The 15,063-nt window shown below is 50.6% G+C and carries 17 protein-coding genes and 5 tRNA genes; 5 read left to right on the top strand and 17 right to left on the bottom strand.

Annotated elements, in window-relative coordinates; genetic code table 11:
- The first annotated feature begins 1 nt into the window (after window position 1).
- The 3 genes from galK to gpmA all read left to right on the top strand — a co-directional run bounded on the left by galK (window position 2) and on the right by gpmA (window position 3,139).
- Window positions 2-1,150 (top strand): galactokinase, encoded by a 1,149-nt coding sequence (galK, locus tag AACU94_RS12855; RefSeq protein WP_000053408.1) that lies wholly within the window; start codon window positions 2-4, stop codon window positions 1,148-1,150.
- Window positions 1,144-2,184, top strand: coding sequence for a galactose-1-epimerase (gene galM, locus AACU94_RS12860; RefSeq protein ID WP_059321515.1), 1,041 nt, complete (start codon window positions 1,144-1,146; stop codon window positions 2,182-2,184). Before galK ends, galM begins: the two co-directional genes overlap by 7 nt.
- A 202-nt stretch (window positions 2,185-2,386) precedes the next feature.
- Window positions 2,387-3,139: a 2,3-diphosphoglycerate-dependent phosphoglycerate mutase gene (gene gpmA / locus AACU94_RS12865; protein ID WP_001295305.1), complete on the top strand. Its 753-nt coding sequence runs from the start codon at window positions 2,387-2,389 to the stop codon at window positions 3,137-3,139.
- Between the two features lie 158 nt (window positions 3,140-3,297).
- Here gpmA and aroG read toward each other — a convergent pair whose 3' ends face one another.
- Window positions 3,298-4,350, bottom strand: coding sequence for a 3-deoxy-7-phosphoheptulonate synthase AroG (gene aroG / locus AACU94_RS12870; RefSeq protein WP_135489551.1), 1,053 nt, complete (start codon window positions 4,348-4,350; stop codon window positions 3,298-3,300).
- Window positions 4,351-4,665: 315 nt separating this feature from the next.
- Between aroG and AACU94_RS12875 the strand changes: the two genes are divergently transcribed.
- Window positions 4,666-5,046 carry a YbgS-like family protein gene (locus AACU94_RS12875; protein WP_064530615.1) on the top strand — a complete coding sequence of 127 codons (381 nt, stop codon included), beginning with the start codon at window positions 4,666-4,668 and terminating at the stop codon, window positions 5,044-5,046.
- A gap of 114 nt (window positions 5,047-5,160) precedes the next feature.
- On the top strand, window positions 5,161-6,102 hold the full coding sequence (gene zitB / locus AACU94_RS12880) for a CDF family zinc transporter ZitB (protein WP_130258669.1): 942 nt from the start codon (window positions 5,161-5,163) through the stop codon (window positions 6,100-6,102).
- On the opposite strand, the gene pnuC is transcribed toward zitB, so the two are convergent.
- From pnuC to cydX, 16 genes are all read right to left on the bottom strand, one after another.
- On the bottom strand, window positions 6,099-6,818 hold the full coding sequence (gene pnuC, locus AACU94_RS12885) for a nicotinamide riboside transporter PnuC (RefSeq protein ID WP_130214942.1): 720 nt from the start codon (window positions 6,816-6,818) through the stop codon (window positions 6,099-6,101). The genes zitB and pnuC overlap by 4 nt on opposite strands.
- Window positions 6,819-6,854: 36 nt before the next feature.
- A complete protein-coding gene (gene nadA, locus AACU94_RS12890; RefSeq protein WP_135489552.1) occupies window positions 6,855-7,898 on the bottom strand; it encodes a quinolinate synthase NadA in 1,044 nt (347 codons plus the stop codon).
- A gap of 277 nt (window positions 7,899-8,175) precedes the next feature.
- Window positions 8,176-8,251 (bottom strand) — tRNA-Lys (locus AACU94_RS12895).
- A gap of 32 nt (window positions 8,252-8,283) precedes the next feature.
- Window positions 8,284-8,359: transfer RNA gene (locus tag AACU94_RS12900), tRNA-Lys, on the bottom strand.
- 48 nt (window positions 8,360-8,407) lie between these two features.
- Window positions 8,408-8,483, bottom strand: a tRNA-Lys gene (locus tag AACU94_RS12905).
- Window positions 8,484-8,485: 2 nt separating this feature from the next.
- A tRNA-Val gene (locus AACU94_RS12910) sits at window positions 8,486-8,561 on the bottom strand.
- Window positions 8,562-8,596: 35 nt separating this feature from the next.
- Window positions 8,597-8,672, bottom strand: a tRNA-Lys gene (locus tag AACU94_RS12915).
- A 164-nt stretch (window positions 8,673-8,836) separates the two neighbouring features.
- The gene (cpoB, locus tag AACU94_RS12920; RefSeq protein WP_130214946.1) at window positions 8,837-9,628 is read right to left on the bottom strand and encodes a cell division protein CpoB; all 792 of its coding nucleotides are present in this window, start codon (window positions 9,626-9,628) and stop codon (window positions 8,837-8,839) included.
- Window positions 9,629-9,637: 9 nt separating this feature from the next.
- Window positions 9,638-10,159, bottom strand: a complete 522-nt coding sequence (gene pal / locus AACU94_RS12925; protein ID WP_001295306.1) for a peptidoglycan-associated lipoprotein Pal — start codon at window positions 10,157-10,159, stop codon at window positions 9,638-9,640.
- Between the two features lie 34 nt (window positions 10,160-10,193).
- Window positions 10,194-11,486 (bottom strand): Tol-Pal system beta propeller repeat protein TolB, encoded by a 1,293-nt coding sequence (gene tolB, locus AACU94_RS12930; protein ID WP_010352214.1) that lies wholly within the window; start codon window positions 11,484-11,486, stop codon window positions 10,194-10,196.
- Between the two features lie 132 nt (window positions 11,487-11,618).
- Window positions 11,619-12,911 carry a cell envelope integrity protein TolA gene (gene tolA / locus AACU94_RS12935; RefSeq protein ID WP_130214948.1) on the bottom strand — a complete coding sequence of 431 codons (1,293 nt, stop codon included), beginning with the start codon at window positions 12,909-12,911 and terminating at the stop codon, window positions 11,619-11,621.
- Window positions 12,912-12,974: 63 nt separating this feature from the next.
- The gene (gene tolR / locus AACU94_RS12940; protein WP_130214950.1) at window positions 12,975-13,403 is read right to left on the bottom strand and encodes a colicin uptake protein TolR; all 429 of its coding nucleotides are present in this window, start codon (window positions 13,401-13,403) and stop codon (window positions 12,975-12,977) included.
- Between the two features lie 3 nt (window positions 13,404-13,406).
- Window positions 13,407-14,099, bottom strand: coding sequence for a Tol-Pal system protein TolQ (gene tolQ, locus AACU94_RS12945; protein WP_000131310.1), 693 nt, complete (start codon window positions 14,097-14,099; stop codon window positions 13,407-13,409).
- Window positions 14,096-14,500 carry a tol-pal system-associated acyl-CoA thioesterase gene (gene ybgC / locus AACU94_RS12950; protein WP_001098372.1) on the bottom strand — a complete coding sequence of 135 codons (405 nt, stop codon included), beginning with the start codon at window positions 14,498-14,500 and terminating at the stop codon, window positions 14,096-14,098. The genes tolQ and ybgC overlap by 4 nt, the downstream gene beginning before the upstream one ends.
- 149 nt (window positions 14,501-14,649) lie before the next feature.
- Entirely contained in the window at window positions 14,650-14,943 is a 294-nt protein-coding gene (gene ybgE, locus AACU94_RS12955) for a cyd operon protein YbgE (protein WP_000034602.1), read from the bottom strand.
- Window positions 14,943-15,056 carry a cytochrome bd-I oxidase subunit CydX gene (gene cydX, locus AACU94_RS12960; RefSeq protein WP_135489553.1) on the bottom strand — a complete coding sequence of 38 codons (114 nt, stop codon included), beginning with the start codon at window positions 15,054-15,056 and terminating at the stop codon, window positions 14,943-14,945. Before cydX ends, ybgE begins: the two co-directional genes overlap by 1 nt.
- Between the last annotated feature and the right edge of the window lie 7 nt (window positions 15,057-15,063).

Below are 15,063 nucleotides of genomic sequence, written 5' to 3' on the forward strand. Positions count from 1 at the left end.
AATGAGTCTGAAAGAAAAAACACAATCTCTGTTTGCCAACGCATTTGGCTACCCTGCCACTCACACCATTCAGGCGCCTGGCCGCGTGAATTTGATTGGTGAACACACCGACTACAACGACGGTTTCGTTCTGCCCTGCGCGATTGATTATCAAACCGTCATTAGCTGTGCGCCACGCGACGACCGTAAAGTTCGCGTAATGGCAGCCGATTATGAAAATCAGCTTGACGAGTTTTCCCTTGATGCGCCCATTGTCGCGCATGAAAACTATCAATGGGCTAACTACGTTCGTGGCGTGGTGAAACATCTGCAACTGCGTAACAACAACTTCGGCGGCGTGGACATGGTGATCAGCGGCAACGTGCCGCAGGGTGCCGGGTTAAGTTCTTCCGCCTCACTGGAAGTCGCGGTCGGAACCGTATTGCAGCAGCTTTATCATCTGCCGCTGGACGGCGCACAAATCGCGCTTAATGGTCAGGAAGCAGAAAACCAGTTTGTAGGCTGTAACTGTGGAATCATGGATCAACTGATTTCCGCGCTCGGCAAGAAAGATCATGCCTTGCTGATCGATTGCCGCTCACTGGGGACCAAAGCTGTTTCCATGCCGAAAGGCGTAGCTGTCGTCATCATCAACAGTAACTTCAAACGTACCCTGGTTGGCAGCGAGTACAATACTCGCCGTGAGCAGTGCGAAACCGGTGCGCGTTTCTTCCAGCAGCCAGCCCTGCGCGATGTCACCATTGAAGAGTTCAACGCTGTTGCACATGAACTGGACCCGATCGTCGCGAAACGCGTGCGTCATATCCTGACTGAAAACGCCCGCACCGTTGAAGCTGCCAGCGCGCTGGAGCAAGGCGACCTCAAACGTATGGGCGAGTTAATGGCGGAGTCTCATGCCTCTATGCGCGATGATTTCGAAATCACCGTGCCGCAAATTGACACTCTGGTTGAAATCGTAAAAGCTGTGATTGGCGACAAAGGTGGCGTACGCATGACCGGCGGCGGATTTGGCGGCTGTATCGTCGCGCTTATTCCGGAAGAGCTGGTGCCTGCCGTACAGCAAGCGGTCGCTGAACAATATGAAGCAAAAACAGGTATTAAAGAGACTTTTTACGTGTGTAAACCATCACAAGGAGCAGGACAGTGCTGAACGAAACTCCCGCACTGGCACCCGATGGTCAGCCGTACCGACTGTTAACTTTGCGTAACAACGCAGGGATGGTAGTCACGCTGATGGACTGGGGTGCGACTTTACTTTCCGCCCGTATCCCGCTTTCCGATGGCAGCGTCCGCGAGGCGCTGCTTGGCTGCGCCAGCCCGGAATGCTACCAGGATCAGGCCGCATTTCTTGGGGCCTCTATTGGTCGTTATGCCAACCGTATCGCCAATAGTCGTTATACCTTTGACGGTGAAACCGTGACGCTGTTGCCAAGTCAGGGCGTCAACCAACTACACGGCGGCCCGGAAGGGTTCGACAAACGCCGCTGGCAGATTGTGAACCAGAATGATCGTCAGGTACTGTTTGCCCTGAGTTCAGATGATGGCGATCAGGGCTTCCCGGGTAATCTCGGCGCGACGGTGCAATATCGTCTGACCGACGATAACCGTATCTCTATTACTTATCGCGCCACAGTTGATAAACCTTGCCCGGTGAATATGACTAATCACGTCTATTTCAACCTCGACGGCGAGCAGTCTGACGTGCGCAATCACAAGTTGCAGATTCTGGCGGACGAATATCTGCCGGTTGATGAAGGCGGCATTCCGCACGACGGCCTGAAATCTGTCGCCGGAACGTCTTTTGATTTCCGCAGCGCCAAAATCATCGCCAGTGAGTTTCTTGCCGACGACGATCAGCGCAAAGTGAAAGGTTACGATCACGCATTCTTGTTACAGGCCAAAGGCGATGGCAAGAAAGTGGCGGCGCATGTCTGGTCAGCAGATGAAAAATTGCAGCTGAAGGTCTACACCACCGCTCCGGCTCTGCAATTCTACTCCGGCAACTTCCTCGGCGGCACACCGTCGCGGGGAACCGAACCTTACGCCGACTGGCAAGGGCTGGCGCTAGAAAGCGAGTTTCTGCCGGACAGCCCGAACCACCCTGAATGGCCGCAACCGGACTGCTTCCTGCGTCCTGGCGAAGAGTATTCCAGCCTGACGGAATATCAGTTTATTGCTGAGTAATGTTAAGCCCTCGTAATGAGGGCTTTCTCCTCATATTGTTCAAATCACCAGCAAATGCCGACATATTTGCAACTCAATATTCACAACAACCTTACACTGCGACACTATTTTCGCTATGGTTATGCGTAAGCATTGCTGTTGCTTCGTCACGGCAATATAATGAGAATTATTATCATTAAAAGATGATTTGAGGAGTAAGTATATGGCTGTAACTAAGCTGGTTCTGGTTCGTCATGGCGAAAGTCAGTGGAACAAAGAAAACCGTTTCACCGGTTGGTACGACGTGGATCTGTCTGAGAAAGGCGTAAGCGAAGCAAAAGCAGCAGGTAAGCTGCTGAAAGAGGAAGGTTACAGCTTTGACTTTGCTTACACCTCTGTGCTGAAACGCGCTATCCATACCCTGTGGAATGTGCTGGACGAACTGGATCAGGCATGGCTGCCCGTTGAGAAATCCTGGAAACTAAACGAACGTCACTACGGTGCGTTGCAGGGTCTGAACAAAGCAGAAACCGCCGAAAAGTATGGCGACGAGCAGGTGAAACAATGGCGTCGTGGTTTTGCGGTGACTCCGCCGGAACTGACTAAAGATGATGAGCGTTATCCGGGTCACGATCCCCGTTACGCGAAACTGAGCGAGAAAGAACTGCCGCTGACGGAAAGCCTGGCGCTGACCATTGACCGCGTGATCCCTTACTGGAATGAAACCATTCTGCCGCGTATGAAGAGCGGTGAGCGCGTGATCATCGCCGCACACGGTAACTCCCTGCGTGCGCTGGTGAAATATCTTGATAACATGAGCGAAGAAGAGATTCTTGAGCTGAATATCCCGACTGGCGTGCCGCTGGTGTATGAGTTCGACGAGAACTTCAAACCGCTGAAACGCTATTATCTGGGTAATGCTGACGAGATCGCGGCGAAAGCAGCTGCTGTCGCTAACCAGGGTAAAGCGAAGTAAACGTCATTTGTTTAATAATGAGAAAGCCGACTGCAAGCGAGTCGGCTTTTTTGTTGCTAACAATGGAGCACATTGCCTGATGCGACGCTGCGCGTCTTATCAGGCCTACGGTGATTCATCGGATACGCCACTCTGACGGCGCATCCGACAATTAAACTTTACCCGCGACGCGCTTTTACTGCATTCGCCAGTTGACGTAACAAAGCATCGGTATCTTCCCAGCCGATGCAGGCATCGGTGATGCTCTTGCCATAAGCCAGCGGCTCGCCGCTCTCCAGACTTTGATTGCCTTCAACCAAATGACTTTCCACCATCACACCAATAATGGCTTTTTCGCCACCAGCAATCTGCTGGCAAACGTCAGCACACACATCCATCTGCTTTTGGAATTGTTTGGACGAGTTGGCATGGCTGAAATCAATCATCACTTGTGCTGGCAGGCCTGCTTTGTTCAGCCCTTCTTTCACTTCAGCAACGTGCTTCGCGCTGTAGTTAGGCTCTTTACCGCCGCGCAGAATGATATGGCAATCGCCGTTACCGCTGGTATTCACAATCGCCGAATGACCCCATTTGGTCACTGAAAGGAAGCAGTGCGGCGCACCGGCGGCATTAATGGCATCGATAGCCACTTTAATCGTACCGTCTGTGCCATTTTTGAAACCTACCGGGCAAGAAAGACCAGATGCCAGTTCGCGGTGCACCTGCGATTCCGTAGTACGTGCGCCAATTGCGCCCCAGCTCATCAGGTCAGCGAGATATTGTGGGGTGATCATGTCGAGAAACTCACCCGCCGCTGGCAGACCGCTGTCGTTAATATCAAGCAGCAATTTACGGGCAATACGCAGACCGTCGTTGATCTGGAAGCTGTTATCCATATGCGGATCGTTAATCAGCCCTTTCCAGCCCACCGTTGTACGCGGCTTTTCAAAATAAACGCGCATTACGATTTCCAGGTCGTCTTTTAGCCCTTCACGCAGCGCCAGCAAGCGAGTGGCATACTCTTTAGCCGCGACAGGATCATGAATTGAGCACGGACCAATCACCACTAACAGGCGATCATCATTACCTTTCAGGATATTATGGATCGCTTTTCGGGCATGGGCAACCGTATTCGCGGCATTTTCAGTAGCAGGGAATTTTTCCAGCAGTGCGACAGGAGGAAGTAACTCTTTGATTTCTTTGATGCGTAAATCGTCGTTCTGATAATTCATGTCTGTTCCAGTGTTGCCATACTTATCTTGGTGAATGCAATCCTTCCAATCTATATCTTCCGTCAGAATGTGTAAACGGGGTTTTACACTATGGACGGAATAATCCTGGAATCGGCAAGAAATACGCCATATTGTCGCGAAAAACGAGATCTCTCCTACAATTTCTAACTGTAACTTCTTTGTTTATTAATTATTTCAAGATTCTCTGCTGGATTTCTTTGCCTGGCTGAAATCTTAAACCATTGCCTGATATTCACCTGCAAATGCACTGTTGGAAGAGGTTATCCGACATAACGACCATAACAGGAGCATCCTATGAAAATGACAAAACTGGCCACACTATTTTTGACTGCCACTCTAAGCCTTGCCAGCGGTGCCGCACTGGCTGCCGATAGTGGAGCGCAAACCAACAACGGCCAGGCAAACGCCGCGGCAGATGCGGGCCAGGTTGCCCCGGACGCTCGTGAAAATGTCGCACCAAATAACGTCGACAATAACGGGGTTAATACCAACTCGGGCGGGACTATGCTGCACCCGAATGGTTCATCCATGAACAATGACGGCATGACCAAAGACGAAGAGCACAAAAATACCATGTGCAAAGACGGTCGCTGCCCGGACATCAATAAAAAGGTACAAACCGGTGATGGCATCAATAATGATGTCGATACCAAAACCGACGGTACTACGCAGTAAGCCAGGATATATGGCTGATAATGGGAGAGCGGAGGCTCTCCTTTTTAATTTTTCCCTTCTAAAAGAAGTATGATGTCATAAAGTTAAGTGAGATAAATTAAGGGATGACTCGTCATGGCGCACTCACACTCACACACTTCCTCACACCTGCCAGAAGATAATAATGCTCGTCGCTTGTTGTATGCTTTCGGCGTAACTGCCGGGTTTATGCTGGTAGAAGTCATTGGCGGTTTTCTTTCCGGTTCTCTGGCATTGCTGGCTGATGCCGGACATATGTTGACCGATACTGCCGCCCTGCTTTTCGCCCTACTCGCCGTGCAATTTTCACGTCGTCCTCCCACCATTCGCCACACTTTCGGTTGGCTAAGATTGACCACGCTCGCGGCGTTTGTGAATGCCATCGCCCTGGTGGTGATTACGATTTTGATTGTCTGGGAGGCGATAGAACGTTTCCGCACGCCGCGTCCGGTTGAAGGCGGTATGATGATGGCGATTGCCGTGGCGGGATTGCTGGCAAATATACTTTCTTTCTGGTTACTTCATCACGGTAGTGAAGAGAAAAACCTCAACGTGCGAGCAGCGGCACTGCATGTGCTTGGGGACCTGCTGGGTTCCGTTGGCGCTATCGTCGCCGCGTTGATAATTATCTGGACCGGCTGGACACCTGCGGACCCCATTCTCTCGATACTCGTGTCGCTTCTGGTTCTACGCAGCGCGTGGCGATTATTGAAAGACAGCGTGAATGAATTACTTGAAGGTGCGCCCGTTTCGCTGGATATTGCTGAAATGAAACGCCGCATGTGCCGGGAAATCCCGGAAGTCCGCAATGTGCACCATGTACATGTGTGGATGGTGGGCGAAAAGCCAGTGATGACGCTGCATGTGCAGGTGATCCCGCCACACGATCACGATGCCTTGTTAGATCAGATCCAACACTATCTGATGGATCACTATCAGATTGAGCACGCCACCATCCAGATGGAATATCAACCTTGTCATGGGCCAGACTGCCACCTGAATGAAGGGGTGTCTGGCCATTCACATCATCACCATTAATGGGACAGCGCGCGTGAACCTCTTTCGCGTGCGCTGTTGATCCACATCCGGCTGCCGTTGAGGGCAATAAAGGTCAGGATCAGATACTCCAGCGACATGGCATAGACGCCCTGCAAGGCGAAAATCACCACGCTAATCACGTTAATGATGACCCACAATAACCAGTTTTCGACGTATTTACGCGTCATCAGGATCATTGCCACGATGGAGAGTACCATCATGCAGGAGTCCCAGAATGGGAAGGCGTCCGGTTGCAATTCTGGCATCACTACCTGCAAACCCAATGCTTGCATAATCGTGACTGCCACGCGGGTCAAAAATGCAAACACCGGATTGATAAATACCGTCATCAGACCAATCGAAACAACGCAAACCGCCAACCAGCTTAGCGCCTTCGGCAATGGCAACCAGCGAATTTTCAACTCAGTTTCATGTTGACTGGTTTGTCGCGACCAGGCATACCAGCCATAAATGTTAGCGGCAAAGAAAAACACCTGTAACAGCAGGCTGGCATACAGCTGAATCTGAAAGAAAATAATGCCAAACAGGGTAACGTTGATCAGGCCAAAAAAGTAGTTACTGATCTTCTCCAGACTGGCAAGGCCAATACACAGTAACCCGGCGATCGTCCCCACCGCTTCGATCCATGAGAGATCGTAACCGCCAGCACCGATCGGTATATGAACCAGAATGTTCTGTGTGCTAAAAAAATCCATCTTTCCCCCATGTGTAGCGTGACGCCTTATTGTCAGTTATCCACGTAGTGTAGCCGCAAAATCCAGCATGCGGTTGAGCGGCACCAGCGCCCTCTCTCGCAGATTTTCGTCAACATGAACCTCGTGATTGCTTCCTCCCTGTTCCAGCGCCTCTGCGATGGCCTGAAGGCCATTCATTGCCATCCACGGACAATGAGCGCAACTTCGACAGGTAGCGCCCTCGCCTGCGGTTGGCGCTTCCAGCAATTTTTTATCTGGCACTGCCTGCTGCATTTTGTAGAAAATGCCCCGGTCAGTCGCCACAATCAGTTGCTGATGCGGCAATGTTTTTGCAGCGTTAATCAACTGACTTGTGGAACCAACAGCATCGGCCATATCGACAATAGCTTGTGGTGACTCCGGATGCACCAGTATGGCAGCATCAGGGTACTGTTTTTGTAAGCGGGTTAACGCCTGAGTCTTAAACTCGTCATGAACGATACAGGCACCTTGCCAGCATAAGATGTCTGCGCCCGTCTGTTTTTGCACGTAACGCCCCAGATGTTTGTCTGGTGCCCAGATAATTTTTTCACCCAAGCTATCCAGATGATCAATGAGTTCGACGGCAATGCTTGAAGTTACCACCCAATCTGCACGCGCTTTTACCGCAGCCGAAGTGTTGGCGTAGACAACGACAGTACGATCGGGATGGGCATCGCAAAATGCGTTGAATTCTTCAATCGGACATCCGAGATCCAGTGAACATTCAGCCTGAAGTGTTGGCATCAGAATTGTTTTTTCCGGGCTGAGAATTTTGGCAGTTTCCCCCATAAATCTCACCCCAGCAACTAACAGCGTAGAAGCGGGATGCTTAGCACCGAAGCGGGCCATTTCCAGAGAATCAGAGATACAGCCGCCGGTTTCTTCAGCCAGCTGTTGAATTTCGGGATCGGTATAGTAGTGGGCGACCATCACCGCATTACGTTCTTTCAGCAGACGTTTTATTTTCTCGCGATAATACGCTTTTTCATCAATGCTTAACGGCGTTGGCTTCGGGGGGAAAGGATAAATCGCCGTTTCAGGATCAAACATCACGCTCATTTGGCCATCTCGTTTTACAGGCTTAACGTTAAAACCGACATAAGCGTGATATTCGCTATTATCGGCGTAATTTGTTTTATATGCTAAACAAGATAGTCGAGTGGTGGGGAAAAGTCACTCGAATTACGTATGAGATGCCGAATGCCATACTTTGCGTCTTATTCCTCCGACGTAGAGTTGTTTACGCAGCAAGCGCGGAGTATGTCATCAGGGTCAAGAATTGAAATTGAGGGATGCCTGAATAGCAAAAAAGCGCCTTTAGGGCGCTTTTTTACATTGGTGGGTCGTGCAGGATTCGAACCTGCGACCAATTGATTAAAAGTCAACTGCTCTACCAACTGAGCTAACGACCCTTGCGGGATTATGCTGCTTTAATCATTCAGGATGGTGGGTCGTGCAGGATTCGAACCTGCGACCAATTGATTAAAAGTCAACTGCTCTACCAACTGAGCTAACGACCCATATGGGTGTTACCTGAATGATTTTTACTCGAATCCAATCTTTAAGATTGGTGGGTCGTGCAGGATTCGAACCTGCGACCAATTGATTAAAAGTCAACTGCTCTACCAACTGAGCTAACGACCCGGTGGTGGGTGATGACGGGATCGAACCGCCGACCCCCTCCTTGTAAGGGAGGTGCTCTCCCAGCTGAGCTAATCACCCGATACTACGCTGGATACTACAACTAACTATGTTAGTGGTGGGTCGTGCAGGATTCGAACCTGCGACCAATTGATTAAAAGTCAACTGCTCTACCAACTGAGCTAACGACCCACTTTTTCGTTGCTTTCGGTTTGTTTGATATCCCGTGGCAACGGCGGCATATATTACTGATTTCAGACTTGAGCGCAACAAAAATTTCGATGTAGATCACTCAACTGCTTATGAATCGCACGACACGACCAGAAATAATGCGACTTCTGGTCGCGTGTTATGCATTACATGGCGTTCAGACGTTTTTGGGCCTGTTTAGCACCATCAGTACCAGGGTATTTACTGATAACCTGCTGGTACACGGCTTTTGCTTTCGCGGTGTCACCTTTGTCCTGCATGATGACGCCAACTTTAAACATCGCATCTGCAGCCTTCGGTGACTTCGGATAGTTTTTCACTACCGAAGCAAAATAGTACGCCGCATCATCTTTCTTACCCTTGTTGTAGTTTAACTGACCCAGCCAATAATTGGCGTTGGGCAGGTAAGTTGAATCAGGATAATTTTTGATGAAATTCTGAAATGCCACCATCGCGTCATCCTGGCGGGATTTATCCTGTACCAGCGCAATAGCTGCATTGTAATCAGTATTTGCATCGCCGCTTTTCACCGGCGCGCCAGCATTCGCAGTACCTGCATCAGCTGTTGGCGTCGTTGCCGCCGCCGCCCCGCTTTGATCGCCGCTGGCTGATTGTGCCGCTGCACCACCGCTGCTAAGGCTATCGATCTGCAACAAGATCTGCTTCTGCCGCTCCACGACCTGATTCAGTTGATACTGATTTTCCTGAATTTGACCACGCAGGGAATCAATATCGGACTGATTATCAGAGAGTTGTTGCTGGAGTTGGGTTAAAAGCTGGCTGTGAGCATTAGAAATACGCTCAAGTTGAGTGACGCGGTCTTCGACCGAGCCTGAGCCGACACTACTGATTGGTGCCTGAGCAAAAGCGGCCCAGGGGGCCGCTATACCAACCAGTAACGACAGACTCAATAGTTGATGTCTGAAGTTACTGCTCATGCAATTCTCTTAGTAAACCAGTACCGCACGACGGTTTTTGGAGTATGCCGCTTCGTCATGACCCAGTACTGCAGGTTTTTCTTTACCGTAAGAAACGATGGAGATCTGGTCTGCAGAAACGCCTTTACCCTGCAGGTACATCTTAACGGCGTTCGCACGACGTTCACCCAGGGAGATGTTGTATTCCGGAGTACCACGTTCGTCCGCGTGACCTTCTACGGTGACTTTGTAAGACGGGTTGCTACGCAGGAAGTTTGCGTGTGCATCCAGCATTTGAGCGAAGTCAGAACGGATATCGTATTTGTCCAGATCGAAGTAAACGATGTTATTCTGCTGCAGCTGTTGCATTTGCAGACGAGCCTGCTCTTCGGAAGACATGTTGCCGTTGCCGCCGTTCGCATCCATACCAGTGCCGGCACCCAGCATGCCTTCGCTGCCGTCATTGCTGGCGTTCTTGTTGGAAGAACATGCCGCAATTGCCATAACAGGCAGAGCAATCATCAGCCCTTTCAGCACTTTGTTCAGTTGCATTTCAATGATTCCTTTACTATTCAATTAATTATTATCACAGATACGGCGACCAGGCAGGGAATTTGACCTGTCCATCAGTTGCCGGAAGACGCGCTTTGAAACGCCCATCTGTAGAAACCAAATTCAGCACGGATCCCATCCCCTGAGAAGAGCTGTAGATTACCATAGTGCCGTTAGGTGCCAGACTTGGCGTTTCATCCAGGAACGTTGAGGACAGAACTTGTACGCCTCCCGTTACCAGATCTTGTTTGGCAATGTGCTGCTGCCCACCATTGGAGCTAACCATTACCATAAATTTACCGTCGCTGCTGACATCCGCATCCTGGTTCTGCGAACCTTCCCAGGTAATACGTTGCGGCGCACCGCCGTTGATATTCACTTTATAAACCTGCGGACGACCGGCCTGGTCAGAAGTAAATGCCAAGTTTTGACTGTCCGGGAACCAGGTCGGTTCGGTGTTGTTGCTGCGACCATCTGTCACCTGACGGATTTGACCAGAGGCTAAATCCATTACGTACAGATTCAGGCTACCAGTTTTCGACAGCGCAAAAGCCAGTTTGCTGCCGTCTGGCGAGAATGCAGGCGCACCGTTGTGACGCGGGAAGGAAGCAACCTGACGCACTGCACCGTTAGCCAGCGTCTGAATTACCAGCGCGGAACGACCGCTTTCGAAGGTAACATATGCCAGTTTAGAACCGTCCGGTGACCACGCCGGAGACATCAGCGGCTGCGGAGAACGGTGAACCACAAACTGGTTGTAGCCATCATAGTCAGACACACGCAACTCATACGGGAACTGGCCACCATTGGTCTGAACAACATAGGCAATACGGGTACGGAACGCACCTTTAATGCCGGTCAGTTTTTCAAACACTTCATCACTGGCGGTATGGCCAGCGTAACGCAGCCATTGTTTGTTTACTTTGTATGAGTTCTGAGCAAGCACAGTACCCGGTGCACCGCCGGTATCAACCAGCTGATAAGCAACATTGTAAGAACCGTCCGGATTCGGAGTGACCTGACCTACAACGACAGCGTCAATGCCCAGCGCAGACCATGCAGCAGGTTGAACTTCCTGCGCGCTACCTGGCTGTTGAGGCAGACGAGCGCGATCTAACGGATTAAATTTACCGCTGTTACGCAAGTCAGCAGCAACGATGCCGCCAATATCTTCAGGTGCCGCACCTGGACCCGCCCACTGGAATGGAACGACACCAATAGGACGACCGGAATCTACACCACTGTCGATCACAATGCGGACTTCAGCATGCAGAACTGACGCCCACAGTATGAGAAAACCAAATGCTACTCGTAATGCCTGCTTCATCATATCTCCCTTATCTGGACAGATAGCCCACGATAATTTAGCAGAATGTTAACAAACTCAAATACACAAAACTACCAGAACCCTACGACAACCGATGTCTGATGTTGACCGCCGTGACGACCAACATCGCGATTACGGTTTGAAGTCCAATGGTGCGTTCTTGAACACTTCATATACTGCCTGGCTTGGTGGTTTCGGGATCTTCGCAAGTTTAGCTGCTGCCAACGCAGCCTGACAAAGAGCGGGATCGCCACCTTCAGGTTTGATATCCAGTAACATGCCATCTGGTGCCAGTTTTATGCGCAGCGTACAGGTTTTACCTGCATAGGACGATGCATCATAGAACTTACTTTCGATAGCAGATTTAATCTGCCCGGCATAGTTATTGATATCTGCGCCTGATGCGCCATTGTTTTTAGTATTACCACTCCCGGCAGGCGAAGCATTGTTCCCTTTCGCCCCTCCCCCCGTTTTCGGTGCATTCTTACCAGAGCTTAGCTCACCGAAAATATCATCTGCCTCCGCGGCAGCTTTTGCTGCAGCCGCTTTTTCAGCTGCTGCTTTTTCTGCTGCTGCTTTTGCCGCTGCGGCTTTTTTGTCTGCGGCGGCTTTTTCTGCAGCTGCTTTCTTATCAGCTGCTGCCTTTTCAGCAGCCGCTTTTTCTGCTGCTTTTTTGTCGGCTGCGGCTTTTTCAGCGGCGGCTTTCTTATCTGCAGCCGCCTTTTCAGCAGCCGCTTTCTGCTCAGCGTCTGCCTTCGCTTTTTCAGCAGCTTCAGTTGCCGCTTTCTTTCTTGCTTCAGCTGCAGCAGCTTCTGCCGCTTCCGCTTTCTTCTTCAGCGCCGCTGCAGCTTTGGCGGCTTCGGCCTCGGCTTTTTTCTGCGCTTCGGCTGCGGCTTTGGCGGCTTCTGCTTCTGCTTTTTTCTTCGCGTCCGCAGCCGCTTTCTTCGCTGCTTCTTCGGCAGCTTTGGCTTCCGCTTCAGCCTTCGCTTTAGCATCTGCCGCCGCTTTCGCTGCTGCCTCTTCCGCTTGCTTCTGCTTTAACTCGGCCTGTTTAGCGGCTTCTTCAGCCTGTTTCTTCTGTTCCTGAGCAGCTAACCGTTCTTTCTCAAGCTGCTTCAGGCGTTCCTGTTCAGCCGCTTGTTTCTCACGCAGTTCTTCAGCAGCCTGCTGTTCCTTCATCTTGCGCTGCTCTTCAGAACGCTTCGCGCTTGATTCCTGGCTTTGCATGCGTTTGTACTGCTCAACTACCGCACCTGAATCAACCATTACAGCGTCGATGGACGAACCACCGCCGCCTCCGGCTGAAGCTTCTATATTCTCATCGAACGAACTCCAGATCAGCACTGCAAATAAGATGACATGCAGCACTGCTGAAATAATTATCGCCCGTTTGAGCTTGTCGTTTTGTTCGGTTGCCTTTGACACTCTCGGTTCCCAAAAACTGTTCGCCTGTTACCCGCTCTCTTAAAGCAAGGGAAACGCAGATGCTTAAATAGGCTGCGTCATTAAACCAACCGATTTCACACCCGCACTGTGTAACAAGTTCAGCGCTTTAATTATTTCATCGTAAGGCACATCTTTTGCGCCACCGATCAGAAAGACCGTTTTCGGGTTGGCATTGAAACGGCTGGATACTTCCGCCACCACCTGCTCTGGTGGTAAACGCTCCAGACGCTCTTTCTCAACCACCACGGTGTACTGACCAATACCAGACACTTCAACAATCACAGGCGGATTATCGTTACTGCTCACCGCCTGTGATTCAGTAGCGTCTGGCAGATCGACCTCCACGCTCTGGGTGATGATGGGCGCTGTCGCCATAAAGATCAGCAACAGCACCAGCAGTACGTCCAGCAACGGTACAATGTTGATTTCGGACTTGAGATCGCGACGACCTCGTCCACGCGCTCTGGCCATGGCTTACCCCTTGTTGCTCTCGCTAACGGTAAACGCCTGGCGGTGCAGAATGGCGGTGAACTCTTCCATAAAGTTGTCGTAGTTCAGCTCCAGTTTGTTGACGCGCTGGTTCAGACGGTTGTAAGCCATAACCGCAGGGATTGCGGCAAACAGACCGATAGCCGTGGCGATCAACGCTTCTGCGATACCCGGTGCAACCATTTGCAGCGTCGCCTGTTTCACCGCGCCGAGCGCGATAAAGGCGTGCATGATCCCCCAGACTGTACCGAACAGACCGATATATGGGCTGATGGAACCTACCGTACCGAGAAACGGAATGTGCGTTTCCAGATTTTCCAGCTCACGGTTCATGGAAATACGCATCGCGCGCGACGCGCCTTCCACTACGGCTTCCGGTGCATGGCTGTTAGCACGATGCAGGCGCACAAATTCTTTGAACCCACTGTAAAAGATTTGTTCCGACCCCGAGAGATTATCTCGTTTTCCCTGGCTCTCCTGATAGAGGCGAGAAAGTTCGATTCCAGACCAGAATTTATCCTCAAACGCTTCGGCTTCGCGAGCCGCGGCGTTAAGAATACGGGTCCGCTGGATAATAATGGCCCAGGATGCGATTGAAAAACCAATCAAAATCAACATGATAAGTTTAACCAGAAGGCTCGCCTTCAGGAACAAATCAAGGATATTCATGTCAGTCACTGCTTAAACTCCGCGACAATAGACTTGGGAAGCGCACGAGGCTTCATTTTGAGTGGGTCAACGCAAACAATCAGAACCTCGGCTTCATTCAGCAGAGTATTCTCAGCGTTGACAATACGTTGCGTGAAAACCAAAGAGGTGCCACGCATTGATGTTATTTCAGTCTGTATTTCGAGCATATCGTCGAGCCGCGCAGGCGCGTAATATTCCACCGTCATCTTACGCACCACGAAGGCAACGCGTTCAGCCATCAGCGCCTGTTGACTGAAGTGATGATGACGCAGCATCTCTGTGCGTGCTCTTTCATAAAAAGCGATGTAACTGGCGTGGTACACCACACCACCGGCATCGGTATCTTCATAGTAGACGCGAACCGGCCATCGAAACAGCGTTGTATTCACTTTACATCCCGGTAATGCAACAAAAATTAGAACTTTTAAACGCTGCTACTATACGCGCGCGATTGAGGTTTGGGAATGAGGGCAAGTTAAGGGAGCGTAAAAATTTATGGACTGTTGAAGGTCCATAAATTTTTAAAGAGAATTCTGATTTAAAAGAAGAAGAAAATCAGCCCGACAATGAGAACGATATCGGCAAGCAGTGGGCAAAAAATCCCTTGCCAAAGAACCTTCTGCGGACGAAAACCCACGCCGTGAATTACGCCAGCACAGACGGCCCACATCAGCAATAAACCATGCCAGATTTCCAGTTCACTGGTCTTCGCGGCAAAACGTGATGGGTCCCAAAACATACATCCTGCTAACAGAAGCGCCATCACGAAGGAAAGCGCCCGCAGGGGGCGCTTGTCCATTACCGCATACAAGGTTGCGATAATCTTACTCATCAGCTGTCTTCTTGACCGGCTTTACCTGATTCGACGTGCTCAAGCGCCAGCGCGGTGATTAGCCCAAACGAACAGGCAAGAAGCGTTCCCAGAATCCATGCGAAATACCACATTTTTAGC

This window comes from Escherichia sp. E4702 (assembly GCF_963883545.1).
Classification (GTDB): domain Bacteria; phylum Pseudomonadota; class Gammaproteobacteria; order Enterobacterales; family Enterobacteriaceae; genus Escherichia.

Excerpts from the sequence above, each read along its gene's own strand:
- ybgE (WP_000034602.1), bottom strand. The coding sequence starts at position 14,943 with ATGAGTAAGATTATCGCAACCTTGTATGCGGTAATGGACAAGCGCCCC.
- gpmA (WP_001295305.1), top strand. The coding sequence starts at position 2,387 with ATGGCTGTAACTAAGCTGGTTCTGGTTCGTCATGGCGAAAGTCAGTGG.
- pal (WP_001295306.1), bottom strand. The coding sequence starts at position 10,159 with ATGCAACTGAACAAAGTGCTGAAAGGGCTGATGATTGCTCTGCCTGTT.
- tolR (WP_130214950.1), bottom strand. The coding sequence starts at position 13,403 with ATGGCCAGAGCGCGTGGACGAGGTCGTCGCGATCTCAAGTCCGAAATC.
- cpoB (WP_130214946.1), bottom strand. The coding sequence starts at position 9,628 with ATGAGCAGTAACTTCAGACATCAACTATTGAGTCTGTCGTTACTGGTT.
- tolB (WP_010352214.1), bottom strand. The coding sequence starts at position 11,486 with ATGAAGCAGGCATTACGAGTAGCATTTGGTTTTCTCATACTGTGGGCG.
- pnuC (WP_130214942.1), bottom strand. The coding sequence starts at position 6,818 with ATGGATTTTTTTAGCACACAGAACATTCTGGTTCATATACCGATCGGT.
- cydX (WP_135489553.1), bottom strand. The coding sequence starts at position 15,056 with ATGTGGTATTTCGCATGGATTCTGGGAACGCTTCTTGCCTGTTCGTTT.
- nadA (WP_135489552.1), bottom strand. The coding sequence starts at position 7,898 with ATGAGCGTGATGTTTGATCCTGAAACGGCGATTTATCCTTTCCCCCCG.
- AACU94_RS12875 (WP_064530615.1), top strand. The coding sequence starts at position 4,666 with ATGAAAATGACAAAACTGGCCACACTATTTTTGACTGCCACTCTAAGC.
- aroG (WP_135489551.1), bottom strand. The coding sequence starts at position 4,350 with ATGAATTATCAGAACGACGATTTACGCATCAAAGAAATCAAAGAGTTA.
- galK (WP_000053408.1), top strand. The coding sequence starts at position 2 with ATGAGTCTGAAAGAAAAAACACAATCTCTGTTTGCCAACGCATTTGGC.
- zitB (WP_130258669.1), top strand. The coding sequence starts at position 5,161 with ATGGCGCACTCACACTCACACACTTCCTCACACCTGCCAGAAGATAAT.